The organism is Amycolatopsis benzoatilytica AK 16/65, from assembly GCF_000383915.1.
In the GTDB taxonomy this organism is placed as follows: domain Bacteria; phylum Actinomycetota; class Actinomycetes; order Mycobacteriales; family Pseudonocardiaceae; genus Amycolatopsis; species Amycolatopsis benzoatilytica.
This window is the reverse complement of the sequence record NZ_KB912942.1, coordinates 348,307-369,248: the sequence shown is the minus strand read 5'-3', so window position 1 is coordinate 369,248 and position 20,942 is coordinate 348,307. Positions and strand designations below refer to the sequence as shown.

Sequence of the window (20,942 nt, the reverse complement as noted above, 5' to 3'; positions counted from 1 at the left end):
GGGTCCGCCCACGGTCGCACCCGCCACCGACAGAAACCGGGCCTCCGCCGCGCCGCCCGCAGGACCTCACCCGAGAGCGTGAACCAGGCCACAGCGACCGAGAGCAAAGGGGATGTCCGGCTTGACATCCGCCCGCGGTGGGCCCGAGCATCACGACTCGTGAACCTGTCTGACAGCCGGGCAGCCGGACCGCTCCCCCGGCGGGTCAGCGCGATGGAGGCCGTACTGGCCCATCTGCGGCACGCGATCGAGCACGGCGAGTACGCGGTCGGCGACAAGCTGCCCTCCGAGGCCGCACTGGCCAGCGAATACCAGGTCAGCCGATCGGTCGTGCGCGAAGCGCTGCGCGCGCTGCAGGCACTCGGGCTCACCGAGTCGCGCACCGGACGGGGCACCTTCGTCACCGCCACCGGGCCGGCGGAGAACCCTACCTTCGGCGACTATTCGGCCCGGGACCTGATCGAGGTGCGCCGGCACGTCGAGGTCCCGGTCGCCGGTTACGCCGCCCTGCGGCGCGACGCGGATCAGCTCGCGCTGCTCGGCGACCTGGTCGACCGGATGGACGCCGAGACCGGTCCCGCCGAGTGGGTGGCGCTCGACACCCAGTTCCACGTCACGATCGCGCGGGCGTCAGGCAATCCGGTGTTCGCGAAGGTGATCGAGGAGATCCGCGACGCGCTGGCCCGGCAGTCGGCGTTCCTGAACCAGCTGGGCGGGCGGCGCACCGAATCGAACGTCGAGCACCGCCGGATCCTCACCGCGATCGCGCGCGGAGCACAAGATGCGGCCGCGGCCGCGATGACCGAGCATCTCGATCACGTCGAGAAGACCCTGACCACGATCGTCCGGCCGGCCCGCTCCGGCGAAGCAGAAACTGGAACCACCGCGTGACTGAAGAAACCCTGCCCGCGCTCGCCCAGGCGCCCGCCGACGCGGGCGACGCCGGATACCGCAAGGTGCTGAAATCCCGGCACATCAACATGATCGCCATCGGCGGCGCGATCGGCACCGGCCTGTTCCTCGGGGCGGGCGGCCGGCTCGCACAGGCCGGCCCGGCGCTCGCGATCGTCTACGCGGTCTGCGGCCTGTTCGCGTTCTTCGTCGTGCGCTCGCTCGGCGAGCTGATCCTCTACCGTCCCTCGTCCGGCGCGTTCGTGTCCTACGCGCGCGAGTTCATGGGCGAGCGGGGCGCCTACGTCGCCGGCTGGATGCACTTCCTGAACTGGTCGACCACCGGCATCGCGGACATCACCGCGATCGCGTTGTACGCGCACTTCTGGCCGTTCTTCACGCCGATCCCGCAGTGGGTGCTGGCGCTGATCGCGCTGGCGATCGTGCTGTCGCTGAACCTCGTTTCGGTGAAATTGTTCGGCGAGATGGAGTTCTGGTTCTCCATCGTGAAGGTCGCCGCGCTGGTGTTGTTCCTGATCGTGGGCATCGTGCTGCTGGTCACCCAGCATCCGATCGACGGCCAGATCCCCGGCCCGCAGCTGATCGCCGACCACGGCGGCATCTTCCCGTCCGGCGTCGTGCCGATGATCCTGATCGTGCAGGGCGTGGTGTTCGCGTACGCCTCGTGCGAGCTGGTCGGCGTAGCGGCCGGCGAAACGGAGAACCCGGAGAAGATCGTGCCCAAGGCGATCAACTCGATCATGTGGCGGATCGCGTTCTTCTACGTGGGTTCGGTCGTGCTGCTGGCGATGCTGCTGCCGTGGAGCTCTTACTCGGCCGACCAGAGCCCGTTCGTGACCGTGCTGTCGAAGCTGGGCGTGCCGGGCGCGGACAGCATCATGAACCTGGTGGTGCTCACCGCCGCGCTGTCCAGCCTGAACTCCGGGCTGTACTCGACCGGGCGAATCCTGCGGTCGATGTCGATGGCCGGTTCGGCGCCGAAGTTCACCGGCGTGATGAACCGCAACCAGGTGCCCTACGGCGGGATCCTGCTCACGTCGTCGGTGTGCGTCGTCGGGGTCGGGCTGAACTACGTGGTGCCGAAGGACGCGTTCGAGATCGTGCTGAACTTCGCCGCCGTCGGCATCCTCGGCACCTGGGCGATCATCGTGCTCAGCCACCTGCTGTTCGTGCGCAAAGCCAAGCTCGGCGAGGTGACCCGGCCGCACTTCCGGCTGCCGTTCTCCCCCTACACCGAGATCGTGACGCTGGTCTTCCTGGTCTCGGTCGTGGTGCTGATGGGCTTCGACAAGGTCGGCCGGATCACCTTGATGGCGTTGCCGGCGATCGTCCTCGCGCTGGTCGTCGGCTGGTTCGCGGTGCGCAGGCGGATCGACATGAGCCAGTTCGACAAGGCGGAACTGTGACGCCGCAGGAGCGCGAACCGCGGCACGTGCCGCTGGTGCACCTGCTGCGCGACGGCATGGTCGAGGGCGTGCACCACGGTTCGGTGGTGGTGCTGGCCCCGGACGGATCGACCGTCTTCGAGGCTGGTGACCCCGAGGTGGCGATGTACCCGCGATCGACGGCGAAACCGTTGCAGGCCACCGCGATGGCCCGGCTCGGACTGCGGCTCGGACCGGCCGGATTCGCCATCGCGGCAGCCAGCCATTCCGGCGAGCCGCGACACCTCGACGCGGCGGGCGCGGTGCTGGCCAGCCGCGGGTTCGCCGAGAACGACCTGGGGAATCCGGCGGATCTGCCGTACGACCCGGTGGAGCGCGACGCCTGGGTCGCATCCGGACGGGAGCCTTCCCGGCTGGCGCACAACTGCTCGGGCAAGCACGCGGCGATGCTGGCGGTGTGCCGCGAGCAGCGGTGGCAGGTCGACGGATACCTCGATCCGGCGCATCCGCTGCAGGTGGCGATGCGGGAGACCGTGGAGGATCTGACCGGGCAGACGGTGTCGCGGATCGCGACGGACGGATGCGGGGCACCGCTGTTCGCGCTGTCCCTTCGAGGGCTGGCGCGGGCGGCTTCGCGAATCGCTGTCGCGCCGGAGGGATCGCCGGAAGGGCTGGTGGCGCAGGGAATCCGGGAGCGGCCGGACTTGGTCGCGGGCACCCGCCGGGACGTGACCCGGCTGATGCGAGCGGTGCCGGGGCTGATCGCGAAGGACGGGTTCGAGGCAGTGCAGCTGGCCGCGTTGCCAGACGGGACCGCGGTAGCGCTGAAGATCGCGGACGGCGGAGACCGGGCGCGACCGGCGGTGCTGGCCGCGGCATTGGCGCGGGCCGGGGTGGATGCGGAGTTGCTGGCGCCGTTCGCGGATCCGGCACTCAAGGTGACCAGCGCGTTCGCCGCTTGAGAAGCCGGTTTGGCCATGCCCTCCGCTGAGTCCGTGGCGGGCCTTACGCGAAGCTAAGTCCGTCAAGGGCCCCTTACGGGAATCTAAGTCCGTCAAGGGACCCTTCACGGAACCCGTCCGCAAAGACCCCCTCACGGAACCCAGGTCCGGCATGGGACCCCTCACGGAACCCGTCCGCAAAGACCCCCTCACGGAACCCAAGTCCGGCAGGGGACCCCCGCGGAACCCCGTCCGCAAAGACCCCCTCACGGACTTCAGCGGCGGCAGATCTCTCGCGGGCCGCGTAGGTTCGGTCTGGTGCTGAACCGAATCGTCGACCGGCTGCTCGGCCTCCCCGCCGCCGAAGGCCCGGCGCCCGAGGCCGCCAAAGGCATCCGGATCCCGATGCCCGACGGCGTCCGCCTGATCGCCGACCGCTACGCGCCCGTCGGACTGCGTTCCGGGCCGGTGGTGCTGATCCGTACGCCGTACGGGCGCACCGGGCCGCTCGCCAAACTGTTCGGCGAGACGTTCGCTCGGCACGGGCTGCAGACCGTCCTCCAGAGCACCCGCGGCACCTTCGGTTCGGAAGGCGAGTTCCGCCCCTTCCACCACGAGCGCGAGGACGGCATCGCCACCGCCGAATGGCTGCGCCGGCAACCCTGGTGCGACGGGCGGCTCGCGATGGCCGGGGCCAGTTACCTCGGGCATGCCCAGTGGGCGGTCGGGCCGTACCTCGACCCGCCGCTGGAAGCGATGTGCCTGGCGATCACCGCGTCGGAATTCGTCAGCACCTTCTACCCGGGCGGGGTGCTGGCGGCGGACAACATGGTGTCCTGGTCCGCGTTGATCGGCCGCCAGGAGGACCGGTTCGCGGCCGTGCCCAACCCCCGGCAGACCCGCCGCACGCGCGCCGCGATGGCGCAGTTGCCGATCGCGGGCGCGGATGTCGCGGCGATCGGCCGTCCGGTCCAGTTCCTTCAGGACGTCACGGCGCACGCCGGGCCGGGCGACGGGTTCTGGGGGAGGTCGGACCACAGCGCCGAGGTCGCCGGTCTCGACGTGCCGGTCAGCATGATCACCGGCTGGTACGACCTGTTCATCCGGACCCAGCTCAACGATTTTCGCATTCTGCAGGAAGCCGGCAAGGCACCGCGGATCACCGTCGGGCCGTGGTCACACGGCGAGCCGGCCAGCTTTCCCGCCATCGCACAAGACCAGATCGGCTTCCTGCGCGCGCATCTGCTCGGCGACCGTGCGCACCTGCACCGCTCGCCGGTCCGGATCTTCCTGCAGCAGGCGGCTGCCTGGCTCGACTTCGACCAGTGGCCACCACCGTCGGAACCCATCTCCGCGCATCTGCGGCCGGTCGGCGGGCTCGGCGAAACCGTGTCCGGCGAGGCCCTGCCGACGTCGTTCGCCTATGACCCGGCGGATCCGACGCCCGCGGTCGGCGGACCGCTGCTGATGGGCAAGAACAAGCAGCGCGACAACTCCGCCGTCGAAGCGCGCGACGACGTGCTGGTGTTCACCGGCGAACCGCTCCCCGCCGATCTCGATGTGATCGGCGAGGTGTCCGCGACCGTGTACGTCCGCACCGAACTGGCCGATGCCGACGTGTACGTCCGGCTCTGCGACGTGGACCGCAGCGGCGGCTCGCGCAACGTCACCGACGGCATCCTGCGGCTGCGTCCCGGCGCACCGGCCGCCGACGCCGACGGTGTGGTCCGGGCCGAAGTGGAGCTCGATCCGACCGCGTACCGCTTCCGGCGCGGGCATCGGCTGCGCGTTCAGGTCGCCGGCGGCGCGTTCCCGCGATTCGCCCGCAACCACGGCACCGGCGAACCGGTCGCGTCCGCGGTGAACAGTGCACCGAACCGGTTCGAGGTGTTCCACGACGCTGTCCGGCCGTCACGGATCACTCTGCCGGTCTTCACTTCGTGACGGTGCGGTGATGCGTCGTCAGCCGGCCGTCGTCGTGCAGGACGTGCAGCAGCAGTGACGGCGGGCCGTCGAAGTCCAGCGGCCCGCCTTCGTCCCAGCCCCGGCCCGCACCGGGTTCCACCGGCAACAGCGATCCGGAGACCACGCCAGGGGCGATGCGCAACGGCACGCCGGCGAACATCGTCGCGGCACCGGTATGCACGTGGCCGCACAGCAATGCGGCCACCTCGGGATGGCGGCGCAGCACGGCGGCGAGACGGTGTTCGCCGGTCTGGCGGATGACGTCCACGAGCGGGACACCGACGTCGAGCGGCGGGTGGTGGAACGCGATCAGCGACGGGCCCTCGTGGCCGGACAGGGTTTCGTCCAGCCAGGCGAGCGTCTCGTCGGCGAGGTAGCCCGCGCCCTTGCCCGGGATCGTCGAATCGCACGACACCAGGAGCGCCCCGGCCGCCTCGACCGCGTGGTTGATCGGGCCGTCACCGGCCGGTTCGCCCAGCAGTACCTCGCGGAACGGCGCGCGGACGTCGTGGTTGCCCGGGCAGGAGACGACCGGGAACGGAAGGTCGAGCAGTTCCGCGGCGCGCTGGTACTCCTCGGGTTCGCCGTGGTCGGCGATGTCGCCGGTGACGAATGCCGCGTCCACCGGATGTTCGAGCTCCCGCAGGTACCGGACCACCGCGGCGGCGCGGGCGTCCGCGCGTTCTCCGCCGTCGAGGTGGAGGTCGGACAGGTGCGCGAAGATCTGCACCAGATCAGCTCCTTTTCAGGTAGGAGAGGGCTTTCACCCAGTTCCGGACCAGCAGCGCGGACGCGCCCGTCAAGTCGTCCGCTCGCAGCGCGTCGGCGATTTCCCGGTGTTCGGCCACGCTCTCCGCCAGCCGGTCCCGGCCGCTGAAGTACGCCGTCTCATAGCGTTTCAGCAGCGGCTTCGTCTGCTCGATCAAGCGCAGCAGATGCGGGTTGGCGCAGCGGGACGTGAGCAGTTCGTGCCAGCGGTCGTCGGTCGCGGGCAGGTCGGCGGACGCGGTCATCTCGTCCGCGATCGAATCCAGCGCGTCCGGCAGCGAGGCGAGCTCCAGCGGCGACGTCCAGCGCAGCGCGAGCGCTTCCAGCTCGGCGATCAGCGGGTACAGCCGGCGTGCCTCGTCCGGGTCGAACGGGGCGACGAGGAATCCGCGGCCCGGCGCGGCGACGAGCAGCCCGCGGTCGGCCAGGCCGATCAGCGCCTCCCGCAACGGGGTCCGGCTCACGCCCAGCTCGGCCGCCAGGTGCACCTCGTTGATCCGGGCGTCCGCGGGCAGCCGCCCGTCCAGGACGCGCGCGGTGATCTCCTCGACGAGCTCGCCGCGCAGCAGTCGCTTGCTCATCTCAGAAGTATTGCACACAGTTAAGCCGTACTGTATTCAGTTTATATGGCTTTCGACGTCGACCGCGCCCGCACCGAAACCCCCGGCAGCTCCGAAGTCGCGCACTTCAACAACGCCGGCTCGTCCCTTCCGCCCGCGCGGGTCACCGAAACCGTGATCGACTACCTCCGCACCGAGTCCCGGCTCGGCGGCTACGAGGCGGCCGACCAGGCCAGGGACCGCGTGAACGACGTGTACGCGTCGGTCGCGCGGCTGCTGAACGCGGGGCCGGACGACATCGCGCTGACCGACAACGCGACCCGCTCCTGGCAGGCGATCTTTTACGCGCTGCCGTTCGGGCCCGGCGACCGGATCCTCACCGCCCGCGCCGAATACGCCAGCAACGCCATCGCCTACCTCCAGATCGCCCGCCGCACCGGGGCGCGGGTCGAGGTAGTGGACGACGACGAGACCGGCCAGCTCGACGTCGCCGACCTGCGCCGCCGCATCGACTCGTCGGTGAAGCTGATCGCGGTGAGCCACGTGCCGACCCAAGGCGGCCTGGTGAACCCGGCGGAGGAAATCGGCGCGGTGGCCCGGGAGGCGGGCATCCCGTTCCTGCTCGACGCGTGCCAGTCGGCCGGCCAGCTCGACCTGGACGTGGAGAAGATCGGCTGCGACGCGCTGAGCTCCACCGGCCGCAAGTACCTGCGGGGCCCGCGCGGGACCGGTCTGCTGTACGTGCGCCCGGAGCTGCGCGATCGCCTGGAGCCGGCGATGCTCGACCTGCATTCGGCGGTGTGGACGTCTCCGGACGAGTACGCAGTCGACCCGACCGCGAAGCGATTCGAAGTGTGGGAGCGCGATTTCGCGGCAGTCCTCGGCCTCGGCGCGGCGGTGGACTACGCACTGGAATGGGGATTGCCGGCGATCGAGGAACGCGTCACCGCCCTCGGTTCGACGCTGCGGTCCCGACTGGCCGAACTGGACCGCGTAGCCGTGCACGACGCGGGCGCGCGCAAATGCGGCCTGGTGACCTTCAACGTCGACGGAATCCCGGCGGACCAGGTGAAAGCGCACCTGCAGGCCGCGAAAATCAACACCAGCGTCACGCACGCGACCTCGGCGCAATACGACTTCGCCGCGCGCAACCTGCCTGACCTGGTCCGGGCTTCAGTGCATTACTACAACACCGAGGACGAGATCGACCGGCTCGTGTCCGAGGTGGCGAAGCTGGCCCGCTGACCGACCGCGGCCGGCTCGATGCCGGGCCGGCCTCCCCAGGACTACCAGCAGGACGGCGAGTATCCGCCACTGGCCAGCGTCTCCGCCAGATGCTCGGCGTACCAGTGCGGCCAGTCTTCCTCGCGAGCGCCGGCGGCGTTTCCTTTCTCGTATTGACCGGGCGCGGCTTCGGTGAGCGCGTCCTCCAACCCGCGCTGCGTCTCGCTCATCGGCCCGGTGCCCGGTTGACGACCTGCTGCAGCGTCCAGCCGTTGCCGTCCGGGTCGGCGAACGACGCGAAGGTGCCGTAGCTGTCCGCTTCGGGGTGCGGACCAGGGACGCGGTTCGCCTCTCCGGCCCAGTGGAAGATGCTGTCGGCGTCGTGCCACAGCTCGCCGACCTCGGCACCGCGCTCCAGAAGTTCCTTGCGCGCCAGCTCGATGTCGCCGGTGACGAGGTGCAGCCCCTGCGCCGAGCCCGGCGCCGCGGTGGTCAGCTTCTCGCCAAAGATCACCGACGCCGCCGACCCGGGCGGCGTCACCTGGACCACCCGCAGGCCCTTGTCGCTGCGGAAGTCCGCGTCGAGCCGGAAGCCGAGCCGCTCGTAGAACTCCTTCGCCCGGTCGACATCCGAGACCGGGATGACCGCTATTTCCAGCTTGAGGTCCATGACTCTTTCTCCTCCGCATTCGTAACCTGTTCGAGCGGTTATTACGGTGGCAGCCGAATGCATCACCGGTCAAGATGGTTACTTGATGCCGTGGATCACAGCGAGGCGGCAGAGCCGGCCCGCTGTGCCCAACCGCGGCACCGTCGCGCGCACTGGCGGCAGGCGATCCCCGTGGCGATCGCCTGCCCTGGCTGCCGTCAGCCGAGCGCGAGATCACCCGATCGGCGCAGTATCCACGCCGCTGTCCCTCGTCTCCTGAACTTGTATCCCGCAAAGGGGCGCTGAAGTCGGGACTGCCGAGGGGGCAGGCCCGGCGAGCGCGAAGGCCCTCCCGGGCCGGAGTTGGGGGACTCCGGCCCGGGAGACCGACCTTTCGGTACCGGCTCAGGCCGCCAGCGGCGGTCGCTCCAGGCCAGTCCAATGCCGATAGTGATTGCGCGCCTCGCGGACGGCGTAGACGGCGGCCAGCACAGCGATGATCCAGCCGGTGATGCCGACCGGCAGCGCGTAGTCGCCGTCCGGTGCCGTCAAGTAGCCGAAGACGAAGTTCCCGGCGAGGTAGAACAGGCCCATCCACGGCTGGGCACCGTGCGTCATGATGCTCATGCAGGTGGCCGAGCCAAGCAGAGTGCCGGCGACGGCGAGGACGTTGCTGACCACCGCCAAGTCGGGCGACTGGTCAGCCACGACGGCGAGCAACACGAGGCCGATCGCCGCGAGAGAAGTCGGACGCAGCAGTGCACGCAGCGCGGAATGGCGCGTCGACCAGTTCGCGAACAACAGCAGGAGCAGCGCGAAGCTCACCACCGCCGGGCCGGCGAGCACCGTGAAGCCGCCCTTCAGCCACTCGTCCGCGGTCGGGCGGTCATGGCCGGAAAACAGCCGCGGGACGATGGCTCCGGCGAAGAGCGACGCATCGACCGCCGTGCCGGCCAGCCACATCCGGGTCGTCTTCGCCAGACCCGGCGGCTCGGGCGGCACCACGACCGCGATTCCCGCCTGCTCCAACGGGCCCAGCTCGTAGCGCTCCCGGAACCGCCACGAGTAGTACCCGGCCGCGGCGAGTACCAGGAGACCGACGAACAGCAGCAGGACGGGCCGCGACGAATCCACTGCCCACCGCAGATCCGCCCGGGCCTCCGGATTGTTTCCGTTGACCGACACCAGCACGGCACCGGTCGCCCAGCCGAACGCGGTTCCGCCGAGCGCCCAGGCGACGAGGGTGAACGGGAACGACGGGGACATCCCGGCCCAGCCCCGTCGCACCGAGCGCTCCACGTACTTCCGGGACGCTGCCGCCCGCCCGGCGCGGAGCGCCAGCACGGCGACGATCGCGATCGGCACCGCGAGGTATACCGGTGTCCACGAGACGGCCCCGTCCCGGAAGAAGCTCGCGCCGACGAGCACGTTGCCCGCGCCCAGGCAGGCCAGCAGGGCGGCCACGCCCGGAGTCCAGCCGATCCGGCGTGCCGCGCGTGTCCTGTTCATCTGCCCTCGCCCCCGAACATCCGAAGGAAGCTTAGGGCAAACCGGACGTCGGGACGAGCGTTTCGGCCGCGGGTCACCGCAGCGGAGCAAGCTTGGCAGTCGATCCGCCAGCTGGTGCCCGGCACAGACTGGTGAGGCGCGGTCACCTCCGCGCGATGCGCGCATCGTCCAGGGCGCGATGGCGGCATCTGCCTCGAGCGGCAGGTACCGGGAGGTGGGCGCAGCAGGGTTCGAACCTGCGACCGCTCGGGTGTAAACCGAGTGCTCTTCCGCTGAGCTATGCGCCCGGACGCCGGGACGGGAGACCCGTCCCGGCGGAAAGCACGATCAGGCAGTCAGTTCCTCGACGGCCTTCTTCCAGCCCGCCTGGTCGCGCGCCTCGCCCGGCGCGTTGACCTCGGCGAACCGGACGACGCCCTCGGTGTCGATCAGGAACGTGCCGCGCACCGCGAGGCCGGCCTGGTCGTTGAAGACGCCGTACTTCTGCGCCACCTCTCCGTGCGGCCAGAAGTCCGACAGCAGCGGGAACTGGTAGCCCTCGACCTCGGCCCACGCCTTCAGCGAGAACGGCGTGTCGACGGAGACGCCCAGCACCTGGACGCCCTTGCCGTCGTAGTCGCCGAACTCGTCGCGCAGCTGGCAGAGCTCGCCGGTGCAGATCCCGCTGAAAGCGAACGGGTAGAACACCAGCAGAACCGGCTTGTCGCCCTTGAACTGCGACAGCGTGACCGGCTGCTTGTTGTAGTCGTTGAGCGTGAAGTCAGGGGCCTGCGAACCGACCTCGACAGCCATACCGGCTATTCCTCTCCAGAGCGAACACGAGCGTGCCTGTTCACCCTATCGCGGCGCTTCAGCGCTGCTTGGCCTTGGAGGACTTCGGCGACACCAGACGGGTGCCCAGCCAGCCGGCCCCGACGCTGATGTTCGCCGTCTGAGCGAGCCCGACCTGGGGCACCGCCTCGGCGATATCGCTGGGCTCGACGTGCCCGGGCTGCCCGGTCTTCGGGGTCAGCACCCAGATCACGCCGTTCTCGTCCAGCGGGCCACGCGCGTCGACCAGCGCGTCCCCGAGGTCACCGTCGTTGTCGCGCCACCACAGCAGCACAACGTCGATGACCTCCTGCGCGTCTTCGTCGAGGAGCTCACCGCCGATAGTTTCCTCGATCGCCGCGCGGACGTCGTCGTCGACGTCCTCGTCCCAGCCGATCTCTTGGACCACCATGTCCGGCTTGATGCCAAGGCTCTCGGCGACGCCGGCGTTGCCTGCGTCTCCCGCGGCGACCACTGCTTCCACTCCTCCAACTACGACGGAGTGCGGCAGCTGCCCGCCGCACTCGGGTACACGGTTGTGGAACAGCGAACACTGGCGCGGCGCTGCGCGCAACCGTCCACACCGGATCTTTGGCAAGTCGTGTCCGCAGCGTAGAGCCGGGGACCCGCCCGCGCGACCCCGGGGTGGCACTCAGTACCCACCGCTGCGCGGCCGCCGCCGGACCCCTCCTTTAGGGTGGTGGAGAGAAAACGCGCGCGCGATACACCGTGCGCGGGGAGTGGTGGCACTCGGGCGGCAAATGTTACCGGTCAGTACCGGTGACGCGAACCGGCACGGGGACGACCATGAATGTCGGCGAACACTCCCGCCCACCAGCACGACCAGCTACAAGGAGACCCCTTGGCCCCGCAGAACGACGGCGCCTCCGGCAAGGAGACCCCGGCACGCGTACGCGTCATCCGTGACGGACTGGCGGCGCACCTGCCCGACATCGATCCGGAGGAGACCAGCGAGTGGCTGGACTCCTTCGACGAGGCGCTGGCCCGCGGCGGTCAGCAGCGCGCCCGCTACCTGATGCTGCGCATCCTCGAGCGCGCCCGCGAGCGCAACGTCGGTGTCCCGGCCCTCACGTCGACCGATTACGTGAACACGATCCCAACCGAGAACGAACCCTGGTTCCCTGGTGACGAGGAGATCGAGCGCCGCTACCGCCGCTACATCCGCTGGAACGCGGCGATCATGGTGCACCGCGCGCAGCGGCCCGGCGTCGGCGTCGGAGGCCACATCTCCACTTACGCCTCCTCGGCCGCGCTGTACGAGGTCGGCTTCAACCACTTCTTCCGCGGCAAGGACCACTCCGGCGGCGGCGACCAGGTCTACTTCCAGGGCCACGCCTCCCCGGGCATGTACGCCCGCGCGTTCCTCGAGGGCCGGCTGACCGAGCAGCAACTGGACGGCTTCCGCCAGGAGTACAGCCACGCCGGCGAGGGCGGCGGCCTGCCGTCCTATCCGCACCCGCGGCTCATGCCGGAGTTCTGGGAGAACCCGACCGTCTCGATGGGCCTCGGCCCGATGAACGCGATCTATCAGGCGCGGTTCAACCGCTACCTGCGCGACCGCGGCATCAAGGACACCTCGGACCAGCACGTCTGGGCGTTCCTCGGCGACGGCGAGATGGACGAGGCCGAATCCCGCGGCCTCATCCACGTGGCCGCGGGCGAGGGCCTGGACAACCTGACCTTCGTGATCAACTGCAACCTGCAGCGGCTCGACGGCCCGGTGCGCGGCAACGGCAAGATCATCCAGGAGCTGGAGTCGTACTTCCGCGGCGCGGGCTGGAACGTGGTCAAGGTCATCTGGGGCCGCGAGTGGGACTCGCTGCTGCACGCCGACCGCGACGGCGCCCTGGTCAACCTGATGAACGTGACGCCCGACGGCGACTACCAGACGTACAAGGCCAACGACGGCGCGTTCGTCCGGGAGCACTTCTTCGGCCGTGACCCGCGGACGAAGGACCTGGTCAAGGACCTCACCGACCAGGAGATCTGGAACCTCAAGCGCGGCGGCCACGACTACCGCAAGGTGTACGCGGCGTACAAGTCGGCCATGGAGCACTCCGGCCAGCCGACGGTGATCCTGGCGCACACCATCAAGGGCTACGGCCTCGGCCCGGCGTTCGAGGGCCGCAACGCCACGCACCAGATGAAGAAGCTCACCCTCGACGACCTGAAGCTGTTCCGCGACACCCAGCGGATCCCGATCAGCGACGAGGAGCTCGAGAAGAACCCGAAGCTGCCGCCGTACTACCACCCGGGCGCGAACTCGCCGGAGATCGAGTACATGCGCGGCCGCCGCAAGGCGCTGGGCGGATACCTGCCCGAACGCCGCCCGAAGACCGCCAAGGCGCTCGTGCTGCCCGGCGACAAGGTCTACGACGGCGTCCGCAAGGGCTCGGGCAAGCAGGAGGTCGCCACCACGATGGCGATCGTCCGGCTCATCCGCGAGCTGGCGAAGGACGCCGAGATCGGCAAGCGGATCGTCCCGATCATCCCGGACGAGGCGCGCACCTTCGGCCTCGACTCGATGTTCCCGACCGCCAAGATCTACAACCCGCACGGCCAGACCTACACCTCGGTGGACGCGAGCCTGATGCTGGCGTACAAGGAGTCCGAGAAGGGCCAGCTGCTGCACGAGGGCATCAACGAGGCGGGGTCCACCGCGTCGTTCACCGCCGTCGGCACGTCGTACGCGACGCACGGCGAGCCGATGATCCCGATCTACATCTTCTACTCGATGTTCGGGTTCCAGCGCACCGGCGACGGCCTGTACGCGGCGGCGGACCAGATGGCCCGCGGCTTCGTGCTCGGCGCCACCGCCGGCCGTACCACGCTGACCGGCGAGGGCCTGCAGCACGCGGACGGGCACTCGCTGCTGCTGGCGGCGACCAACCCGGCGGTGGTGGCGTACGACCCGTCGTACTCGTTCGAGATCGCGCACATCGTCAAGGACGGCCTCCGCCGGATGTACGGCGAGACCGGCCCGGACGGCAACGGCGAGAACGTTTTTTACTACATCACCATCTACAACGAGCCCTACCAGCAGCCGGCCGAGCCGGAGAACCTCGACGTGGACGGCGTGCTCAAGGGCCTCTACCGGTACTCCGAGGCGTCGGCGGGCGAGGGCCCGGAGGTTCAGCTGCTGGTCTCCGGCGTCACCATGCCGGACGCGCTCAAGGCGCAGCGGATGCTGGCCGAGGAGTGGGGCGTGCGGGCCGCGGTGTGGTCGGCCACCTCGTGGGGCGAGCTGCGCCGCGAAGCGGTCGAGATCGACCACGAGAACCTGCTGCACCCGGACGGCGAACAGCGCGTCCCGTACGTCACGCAGAAGCTGGCCGGCGTGTCCGGCCCGGTCGTGGCGGTGTCGGACTGGATGCGCGCGGTGCCGGACATGATCCGCCCGTGGGTGCCCACCGACATGCTCACGCTCGGCACCGACGGGTTCGGTTTCTCCGACACCCGCCCGGCCGCGCGGCGCAAGTTCCTGGTGGACGCCGAGTCGATCACCGTCGGCGCGCTGTCCGCGCTCGCCAAGCGCGGCGAGTACGACCAGGCGAAGGTCGCCGAGGCGGCCCGCCGTTACCGGCTCGACGACGTGGCGGCCGCCGGGCCGCAGACGTCGGACTCCGGCAACGCGTGACGGTTGGCTGAGGCGCCGGCCGCTCCGGGACAGGACTCCCTGTCCCGGAGGGGTCGTCGTCGTGCTGGTCCGGCCACCAGCAGGCCGACCAGACACGCACGCAAGCGTCGCGATCGGAGTCGTTCGGCCTGTGGTCGGATAAGCAATGAGCAGCCCAGTAAGGTAGACATCGGATGTATCCGGATGCCTGACGAAAGGTGGTCGAGCGTGACGAAGCGTCGCCTGCCCCGGCCCAGCGAGCTCAAAGAGATCTTGCGGCCGAAGCCGATCGTGCTCAACCCGACCGATCGGCGCCTCGCCAGCGCGCACACGATCGCCGATCTGCGGATGCTCGCACGCAAGCGCACGCCGCGCGCCGCCTTCGACTACACCGACGGCGCGGCCGAGCTCGAAGACAGCCTGCGCCGCGCCCGGCAGGCTTACCGACGGGTGGAATTCCAGCCCAACGTGCTGCGCGGTGTGTCCGATGTAGACACCAGCAGGGAGATCCTCGGCGTCCGCTCGGCGCTGCCGTTCGCGTTCGCGCCGACCGGCTTCACCCGGATGATGCAGACCGAGGGCGAGCGCGCGGTCGCCCGGGTGGCCCAGCGCAACGACATGCCGATGGCGCTGTCGACGATGGGCACCACGTCCATCGAAGACCTCGCGGCGGCCGCGCCGGACGCGCGCAAGTGGTTCCAGCTGTACGTGTGGCGCGACCACGGCGCGGGCGAAGATCTGATGAATCGGGCGTGGGAGAGCGGATACGACACGCTGCTGCTGACCGTCGACACCCCGGTCGCCGGGCAGCGGCTGCGCGACGTCCGCAACGGGCTCACCATCCCGCCCGCGATCACGCTGAAGACGTTCGTGGACGGCGCGATGCACCCGGCGTGGTGGTTCAACATGCTGACCACCGAGCCGCTGAACTTCGCGTCGCTCAACCGGTTCGGCGGCACCGTGGCCGAGCTGCTGGACAAGCTGTTCGACCCGACGCTGAACTTCGACGACCTGGACTGGGTACGCCAGACCTGGCCGGGGAAACTGGTCGTCAAGGGCGTGCAGAACGTGGACGACGCCCGCGAAGTGGTGAAGCACGGCGCGGACGCGGTGCTGCTGTCCAACCACGGGGGACGCCAGCTCGACCGCGCGCCGACGCCGATCGAGCTGCTGCCCGCGGCACTGGACCAGATCCAGGGCGAGGCCGAAGTGTGGGTCGACACCGGCATCCTGTCCGGCGGCGACATCGTGGCCGCACTGGCCCGCGGCGCGAACGCGGTGCTGATCGGACGTGCGTTCCTGTACGGCCTGATGGCCGGCGGCGAACGCGGCGTGCAGCGCTGCGTGGACATCCTGCGCAGCGAAATGATCCGCACGATGCAGCTGCTCGGGGTGCGCCGGGTGGACGACCTGCGCCCCACCCACGCGACGCTGCGCTGAGCGCTTCGGCCGCGCCGGCGCCTGCCGGTGCGGCCGCTAGGCCTGGCCGGTCTCGAACCGGGAAACCTTTCCGTCGCGCACCGCGAACAGCCAGCGCGTGCGCATCGCGCCCCAGGTCGAGTTCGAGTAGTCGGCGACCAGCGTCCGGCCCCCGTCAGACGTGGACTCGACCTCGAGTTTGCCGTCGCTGGAGAAGATCTCGCGCTCGGTCCAGTCGCCGAGGTCGCGGTCGGTGCCGTCGTCGGACATGGTCGCGTCGGACGTCAACGCGGCCCGGAACGCGGCCCGGTCCCCGGCGTTGAGCGCGGTCACGAACGCGCGCACGGCCGGGTCGGTGATCTCGTCGCTCATGGACTTCATCCCAGCATCGGGACGGCGGACGCGCATCTTCGCGGTGTCCAGTGACCGGCGTCGCGCCGCCCGTCCCAGGCATCAGCCAAGGGGAAGACCACGTCCGGCATCGTGAACCGGCGCGGGCTGGTCGTGCCGCGCTCGTGGCTCCCGCCGAGTGATCCAATCGTCAGACCGCCGCGAGCTTCCTCTGGTCCACCGCGGCACGGGCCGAGCGGTTCCACGTAATCCAGCCGTGCACCACCAGCACCGCGAAGACGACGTAGATCGCCGCCGAGAAGTACAGGCCGGATTTGATCTGCAGTGGCACGCCGATCGCGTCGACCACCAGCCACACGCCCCAGAACTCCACCAGTCCGACACCCTGCGCGGCGAATGCGACGAGTGTCCCGATGAAGATCGCGGCGTCCGGCCATGGCGCCCAAGACGCGTTGAGGGCTTGCAGGACCAGCGCCATCGCGACGGTGCCCACAACGAACGAGCCGAGCATCGCCGCGCGTTCAGTCCAGCGGCCCTTGCGCACGACGACCCCGTAAATCGGGTCCGTGCGACGGTTCCAGGCCCACCAGCCGTACAGCGAGATAAGCAGGATGGCGATCTGCCGACCGGCGAGGCCGCCCAGGTGCGCGGACGCGTAGACGGCGAACAGCAGCACCGTAGCGCCGACCTGCACCGGCCAGGTCCACAGCGTGCGTCGTTGCGCCAGGAAGACCACCGCTAGCGCGAACAGCTGTCCGGTCAGCTCCGCGATCGAGATCCACTGGCCGAACACCGTCACGCCGTGGTGCAACAAGAACTCCACGTCGGCACCCCCTTCGATCTACGCCTCCCAACATGCAGCACGGCGCGGCCATTCCCCTGCCGATGTGACACTGCGGACAGTCCCGCTTCCTGGATCGCCCGCGGCGCGAAAAGCGGCGGAGGCCCGGGTCTCCCCGGGCCTCCGCCGCTGTGTTCAGGTCAGCGCTCGACGCGGCTGAATCCCGCCGGAGGGGTCGGCGGCTCCGTCGAATGACCGTCCGCCGGCATCTGCCGGGTCTGCCCCGGCTGCGGCAAGCTGCCCGACTGGCTCTGCGGGTAGCCCTGCGCCCCGGGAGCGGCACCGGCCGGCGCGTGCTGCCCGGCGACCTGCGACTGCTGCCCGCCGTTCTTGGCGCTGACCTGCCCCTGCAGGTTGGCCAGCCAGCCGCCCCACCGCTCCTGGGCGGGCTTGATCAGGCCGCCGCCGAAGCCGACCACGATCACCCCGCCCGCGGTGGCCAGCACCGCGATCAGCACCGGTCCGGTCACCGTCGTCGCGATGTTCACCTGGCCCAGCGCCGCGATGATGCCGAACGCCATCACGAGCCAGTACGCGGCCGTGCTGAGCAGCCGCCCCGCCGGACGCGCGGCCATCGCCGAGGAGATGACGTCCCGCACGACCTTCGCGATCGCCGCCGCCACGATGATCAGCACCAGCGCCACGAGGATCCGCGGCAGGAAGGCGATGATGTCGTTGAGCAGCTGACTCACCGGGTTCGACGGGCCGAACACCCCGAACGCCAGCTGCAGCGCGATCAGCAGAATGAAGTAGTAGACGAGTTTCACCAGCACGGTGGTGGCGTCGAAATTCGCTCCCTTCACCATTCCGGTCAGCCCGGTCTTCTCGACCATCCGGGCGAAACCGAGCTTTCCGAGAACGATCCCGAGTGCTTTGGACACGGCTTTCGCGATCAACCAGCCGATCAGCAGGATGATCAGAAAACCGACGAGTTTCGGCACGAACGTGGCCACTAAATTCCAGGCCTGTCCGAGTCCGTTCTTGAGTTGCTCACCCACGCTGGCTCCCTTCGCCGCAGTTCGACGCGGATTCTCCGGCGTCGTCCCGCCGGTCGCAGAACGAGTACCCAGCGGGCACGAGTGCCGTGCACCACGATCGAGTGAGACGACTGGCGCGAGAAGATCAACCCCGGCCATACTTGTCCTACCGGTGGGGACCGGGGAGACGAGGCCGCTCGGCGCAGCGAAAACCGCAAGCGCCGAGCGGCCTCGAACATTTTTCCGCCTTTCCGCGCAGGGGCGCGAGTCCTCCGCCCGGGCACCCGCTTCCGGCGTACTCGCCGAAGATCCGGATCCGGCTTTTCCCGTGAGTTACCAGCCAGTTCCGCAGCTGCGGCACCGACTCGGCCGGCGCGAATACGGTTCGCGTTTTCCCGCCGATATCGGCACGTTCACCACCCGGCCATGTTTGGCCCATTAACCGGACGTCGGCGGATTCCTGGCTCCGGATGCGGCGTTGCGCTGGGGTTTCGCCCGGATCGGAAGCTACGCGCGGCCAGGCCCGACCGATGCGCGGTCACCAACTCGGGCCGACGAGGACCGCCGATTGCGAAGACTCCCCGGAGGCTCCCCGAGGCCAGACCGGAGTCGCCGGAAACGCGCGGCGGAGAGGCAGAGGAACGATCGGGATGGGCTGTCACATCTCACCCGATGCCGCTAACCCACGTGGGTTAGCGGCTGGGTAAGCCTCGCCCTGGCCCTTCCCGGGGAGCTACCCAGGGTAGAACGCGACGAGGGCCTCCCGACGGACGGAAAAATCCGCCAGGAGGCCCTCTCAAGAAGAGTCGGCGGTCAGGCCGCGCTGAGCGCGTCCCGCAGCTTCACCTTCGCGCCGGTTCGCATCACCGCGTTGCGGTAGATCCGCGCGGCAAGCCAGATCAGCGCCGGGATCAGCGCCATTACCAGCCCGACCGACAGCACCGCTTCCCACACCGGCACGCCGCCCATTGCCAGGCGCATCGGCATCAGCGTCGGGGCGAACACCGGGATCACCGAAAGCACCTCGGCCAGGGTGCTGCCCGGATTCGACGGCAGGATCGAAATCCCCACCACGTACCCGGCGATCACGAACATCAGCGCCGGCATCGTCGCGCCGCCCACGTCCTCCTGCCGCGACACCAGCGCACCCAGCGCCGCGAAGACGATCGAATACATGAAGAATCCGAGCAGATACCAGACGATCAGCCACACCACGGTGCCGACCGCGGCGTTCACCGAGATGGTCAGCACGCCGAGGCCGAGCCCGGACGCGACACCGACGATGCCGATCGCCAGCATCTGGATCAGGCCGACCGTTCCGATGCCGAGCACCTTCCCGGCCATCAGCTGCCACGGTTTGATCGTCGACAGCAGCAGCTCGACCACCCGCGACGTCTTCTCCTCGACCACGCCCTGCGCGACGCTCTGCCCGTTGATCATCAACGACAGATAGATCAGGACGCCGGCGATGATGCCGAGCACCAGCTGCTGCCCGTTGTAGTCGTAGGGCTTCTCCAGCGGCGGCAGCTCGTCGACCTTCGCGCCGGCGACCGCCTGGTCCACCTTCCGCACGCCGTCCGGCACGCCCAGCGACTCGATCCCCTGGTTGAGCGCGACCTGCTTGGACAGCACCGAAAGCGTGTTCTTCAGCTTCGCGTCCAGCGTCTTCTTCACCTGGACGTGGATCTGCTTCGCGTCCTGCACCAGCAGCGCGTCGATCGAGCCGTCCCGCAGCTTCGCCACGCCTTCGGACTGGTTGGCGACCGGCTGGGCGGCGATCTTCTGGCCGATCGACTCGCCGGTCGCGACCAGCGGCTTCGCCAGCTCCGCCGCCGCCGGCACATAGCCGACCGTGGAGTCGGCGCCGCCGCTGCCGCCGGAAAGGAACTTGAAGACCAGCGTCATCGCGAGAATGATCAGCACCATCACCAGCGTGGTGATCCGGTACGCCTTGGAATTGACCCGGGTGCTGATCTCCCGCCCGGCCACCAGGCCGACCGCGGACAACGGGCTCATCTGGACATCGGACCCGGTCATGCCGCGGCCTCCCGGTGCTCGGTCACGACGGAACGGAACAGATCGGTGAGCGACGGCAGCTTCCGGGCGAACTCGCGCACCGGTCCGGTAGCCAGCGCGGCGTGCAGCACCGCCTGATCGTCCGCGCCGTCGGCCAGTTCCAGTTCGGTCACCGAACCGGTCCGGCCGACCACGGTCACGCCGGCGAGCGCGGCCGCCCAGCTGTCCGGCGCGTCCGGCGCGTCGACGAGCAGCCGGGTCGTGCCGCCCGCGCGCAGCTCCGCCACCGAGCCGGACGCTTCCATCCGCCCGCTCCGGACGATCCCGACCCGGTCGCACAGCCGCTCCACCAGATCCAGCTGGTGGCTGGAGAACACGACGGGAACGCCCTCGGCCGCCTTTTCTTTCAGCACCGCGCTCATCACGTCGACGGCCACCGGGTCCAGCCCGGAGAACGGCTCGTCCAGCACGAGAATCCGCGGTTCGTGCACCAGCGCGGCGGCCAGCTGCACGCGCTGCTGGTTGCCGAGGCTGAGCTTCTGCACCTCGTCGTCGCGGCGGGCGGCCACTCCCAGCCGCTCGGTCCACCGTTCGGTCGAGGCCTTCGCCTGCGCGACCGGCATTCCGTGCAGCCGCGCCAGGTAGGTGAGCTGCTCGCCGACCTTCATCTTCGGGTACAGGCCGCGTTCCTCTGGCATGTACCCGATCTGGCGACGCGTTTCGTGCGTGATCGGCACGCCCTCGTAGCGCACCTCGCCCGCGTCCGCGCTCAGGACGCCGAGCGCGATGCGCATCGTGGTCGTTTTGCCCGCGCCGTTGCTGCCGACGAAGCCGAACAGCTCGCCCGGCCGCACGTCGAAGGTCATTTTCTCCAGCGCCACCACGTCGCCGTACCTCTTGGAGATGCCGTCGATCTCCAGTCCGGGCCCTGCCATCGCCCGCCCCCTTGTCCAGTTGTCCCCCGGAGTGATCCCCTAC

General features: G+C 69.5%; 19 protein-coding genes and 1 tRNA gene. 7 read left to right on the top strand and 13 right to left on the bottom strand.

Annotated elements, in window-relative coordinates; all coding sequences use genetic code 11:
• Positions 1 to 213: 213 nt before the first annotated feature.
• From AMYBE_RS0101745 to AMYBE_RS0101730, 4 genes are all read left to right on the top strand, one after another.
• Complete coding sequence (locus AMYBE_RS0101745) at positions 214 to 891, top strand: FadR/GntR family transcriptional regulator (RefSeq protein WP_020657605.1); 678 nt, start codon at positions 214 to 216, stop codon at positions 889 to 891.
• Positions 888 to 2,318: an amino acid permease gene (locus AMYBE_RS0101740; RefSeq protein ID WP_020657604.1), complete on the top strand. Its 1,431-nt coding sequence runs from the start codon at positions 888 to 890 to the stop codon at positions 2,316 to 2,318. The genes AMYBE_RS0101745 and AMYBE_RS0101740 overlap by 4 nt, the downstream gene beginning before the upstream one ends.
• Complete coding sequence (locus AMYBE_RS0101735) at positions 2,315 to 3,259, top strand: asparaginase (RefSeq protein ID WP_020657603.1); 945 nt, start codon at positions 2,315 to 2,317, stop codon at positions 3,257 to 3,259. The genes AMYBE_RS0101740 and AMYBE_RS0101735 overlap by 4 nt, the downstream gene beginning before the upstream one ends.
• Before the next feature lie 297 nt (positions 3,260 to 3,556).
• Positions 3,557 to 5,182 carry a CocE/NonD family hydrolase gene (locus tag AMYBE_RS0101730; RefSeq protein WP_020657602.1) on the top strand — a complete coding sequence of 542 codons (1,626 nt, stop codon included), beginning with the start codon at positions 3,557 to 3,559 and terminating at the stop codon, positions 5,180 to 5,182.
• Here the strand turns inward: AMYBE_RS0101730 and AMYBE_RS0101725 are convergent.
• Positions 5,172 to 5,933 carry a metallophosphoesterase gene (locus AMYBE_RS0101725; RefSeq protein WP_020657601.1) on the bottom strand — a complete coding sequence of 254 codons (762 nt, stop codon included), beginning with the start codon at positions 5,931 to 5,933 and terminating at the stop codon, positions 5,172 to 5,174. The two genes, AMYBE_RS0101730 and AMYBE_RS0101725, sit on opposite strands and share 11 nt — an antisense overlap.
• A gap of 4 nt (positions 5,934 to 5,937) precedes the next feature.
• Positions 5,938 to 6,552: a GntR family transcriptional regulator gene (locus AMYBE_RS0101720; RefSeq protein WP_020657600.1), complete on the bottom strand. Its 615-nt coding sequence runs from the start codon at positions 6,550 to 6,552 to the stop codon at positions 5,938 to 5,940.
• A gap of 45 nt (positions 6,553 to 6,597) precedes the next feature.
• On the opposite strand from AMYBE_RS0101720, the gene AMYBE_RS0101715 reads away from it, so the two are divergent.
• Complete coding sequence (locus AMYBE_RS0101715; protein ID WP_020657599.1) at positions 6,598 to 7,776, top strand: aminotransferase class V-fold PLP-dependent enzyme; 1,179 nt, start codon at positions 6,598 to 6,600, stop codon at positions 7,774 to 7,776.
• Between the two features lie 41 nt (positions 7,777 to 7,817).
• On the opposite strand, the gene AMYBE_RS44585 is transcribed toward AMYBE_RS0101715, so the two are convergent.
• The 6 genes from AMYBE_RS44585 to AMYBE_RS0101685 all read right to left on the bottom strand — a co-directional run bounded on the left by AMYBE_RS44585 (position 7,818) and on the right by AMYBE_RS0101685 (position 11,198).
• Positions 7,818 to 7,985, bottom strand: a complete 168-nt coding sequence (locus AMYBE_RS44585) for a hypothetical protein (protein WP_020657598.1) — start codon at positions 7,983 to 7,985, stop codon at positions 7,818 to 7,820.
• Positions 7,982 to 8,425 (bottom strand): VOC family protein, encoded by a 444-nt coding sequence (locus AMYBE_RS0101705; RefSeq protein ID WP_020657597.1) that lies wholly within the window; start codon positions 8,423 to 8,425, stop codon positions 7,982 to 7,984. The genes AMYBE_RS44585 and AMYBE_RS0101705 overlap by 4 nt, the downstream gene beginning before the upstream one ends.
• Before the next feature lie 384 nt (positions 8,426 to 8,809).
• A complete protein-coding gene (locus tag AMYBE_RS0101700; RefSeq protein ID WP_154676103.1) occupies positions 8,810 to 9,913 on the bottom strand; it encodes a hypothetical protein in 1,104 nt (367 codons plus the stop codon).
• 215 nt (positions 9,914 to 10,128) lie between these two features.
• A tRNA-Val gene (locus AMYBE_RS0101695) sits at positions 10,129 to 10,200 on the bottom strand.
• Positions 10,201 to 10,240: 40 nt separating this feature from the next.
• Positions 10,241 to 10,705: a peroxiredoxin gene (locus AMYBE_RS0101690; RefSeq protein WP_020657595.1), complete on the bottom strand. Its 465-nt coding sequence runs from the start codon at positions 10,703 to 10,705 to the stop codon at positions 10,241 to 10,243.
• Between the two features lie 58 nt (positions 10,706 to 10,763).
• Positions 10,764 to 11,198, bottom strand: coding sequence for a DUF3052 domain-containing protein (locus tag AMYBE_RS0101685; protein ID WP_020657594.1), 435 nt, complete (start codon positions 11,196 to 11,198; stop codon positions 10,764 to 10,766).
• A 387-nt stretch (positions 11,199 to 11,585) separates the two neighbouring features.
• Here AMYBE_RS0101685 and aceE point away from each other — a divergent pair, with 387 nt between their 5' ends.
• Positions 11,586 to 14,381, top strand: coding sequence for a pyruvate dehydrogenase (acetyl-transferring), homodimeric type (gene aceE / locus AMYBE_RS0101680; protein WP_020657593.1), 2,796 nt, complete (start codon positions 11,586 to 11,588; stop codon positions 14,379 to 14,381).
• 207 nt (positions 14,382 to 14,588) lie between these two features.
• Entirely contained in the window at positions 14,589 to 15,800 is a 1,212-nt protein-coding gene (locus tag AMYBE_RS0101675) for an alpha-hydroxy acid oxidase (RefSeq protein ID WP_020657592.1), read from the top strand.
• Positions 15,801 to 15,836: 36 nt separating this feature from the next.
• Here the strand turns inward: AMYBE_RS0101675 and AMYBE_RS0101670 are convergent, their stop codons facing one another.
• The 5 genes from AMYBE_RS0101670 to AMYBE_RS0101650 form a co-directional block, all read right to left on the bottom strand.
• Entirely contained in the window at positions 15,837 to 16,151 is a 315-nt protein-coding gene (locus AMYBE_RS0101670; RefSeq protein WP_034287746.1) for a hypothetical protein, read from the bottom strand.
• A 169-nt stretch (positions 16,152 to 16,320) separates the two neighbouring features.
• The gene (locus tag AMYBE_RS0101665) at positions 16,321 to 16,953 is read right to left on the bottom strand and encodes a nicotinamide mononucleotide transporter family protein (protein ID WP_020657590.1); all 633 of its coding nucleotides are present in this window, start codon (positions 16,951 to 16,953) and stop codon (positions 16,321 to 16,323) included.
• Between the two features lie 158 nt (positions 16,954 to 17,111).
• On the bottom strand, positions 17,112 to 17,969 hold the full coding sequence (locus AMYBE_RS0101660; RefSeq protein WP_027927281.1) for a mechanosensitive ion channel family protein: 858 nt from the start codon (positions 17,967 to 17,969) through the stop codon (positions 17,112 to 17,114).
• Positions 17,970 to 18,761: 792 nt separating this feature from the next.
• Positions 18,762 to 19,985: an ABC transporter permease gene (locus tag AMYBE_RS0101655; RefSeq protein WP_020657588.1), complete on the bottom strand. Its 1,224-nt coding sequence runs from the start codon at positions 19,983 to 19,985 to the stop codon at positions 18,762 to 18,764.
• The gene (locus tag AMYBE_RS0101650) at positions 19,982 to 20,899 is read right to left on the bottom strand and encodes an ABC transporter ATP-binding protein (RefSeq protein ID WP_020657587.1); all 918 of its coding nucleotides are present in this window, start codon (positions 20,897 to 20,899) and stop codon (positions 19,982 to 19,984) included. The genes AMYBE_RS0101655 and AMYBE_RS0101650 overlap by 4 nt, the downstream gene beginning before the upstream one ends.
• Between the last annotated feature and the right edge of the window lie 43 nt (positions 20,900 to 20,942).

What these genes read in the sequence shown, in the direction of transcription:
- AMYBE_RS0101690 (WP_020657595.1), bottom strand. Translation starts at nt 10,705, where the DNA reads ATGGCTGTCGAGGTCGGTTCGCAGGCCCCTGACTTCACGCTCAACGAC.
- AMYBE_RS0101745 (WP_020657605.1), top strand. Translation starts at nt 214, where the DNA reads ATGGAGGCCGTACTGGCCCATCTGCGGCACGCGATCGAGCACGGCGAG.
- AMYBE_RS0101715 (WP_020657599.1), top strand. Translation starts at nt 6,598, where the DNA reads ATGGCTTTCGACGTCGACCGCGCCCGCACCGAAACCCCCGGCAGCTCC.
- AMYBE_RS0101705 (WP_020657597.1), bottom strand. Translation starts at nt 8,425, where the DNA reads ATGGACCTCAAGCTGGAAATAGCGGTCATCCCGGTCTCGGATGTCGAC.
- AMYBE_RS0101670 (WP_034287746.1), bottom strand. Translation starts at nt 16,151, where the DNA reads ATGAGCGACGAGATCACCGACCCGGCCGTGCGCGCGTTCGTGACCGCG.
- AMYBE_RS0101700 (WP_154676103.1), bottom strand. Translation starts at nt 9,913, where the DNA reads ATGAACAGGACACGCGCGGCACGCCGGATCGGCTGGACTCCGGGCGTG.
- AMYBE_RS0101655 (WP_020657588.1), bottom strand. Translation starts at nt 19,985, where the DNA reads ATGACCGGGTCCGATGTCCAGATGAGCCCGTTGTCCGCGGTCGGCCTG.
- AMYBE_RS0101720 (WP_020657600.1), bottom strand. Translation starts at nt 6,552, where the DNA reads ATGAGCAAGCGACTGCTGCGCGGCGAGCTCGTCGAGGAGATCACCGCG.
- AMYBE_RS44585 (WP_020657598.1), bottom strand. Translation starts at nt 7,985, where the DNA reads ATGAGCGAGACGCAGCGCGGGTTGGAGGACGCGCTCACCGAAGCCGCG.
- AMYBE_RS0101650 (WP_020657587.1), bottom strand. Translation starts at nt 20,899, where the DNA reads ATGGCAGGGCCCGGACTGGAGATCGACGGCATCTCCAAGAGGTACGGC.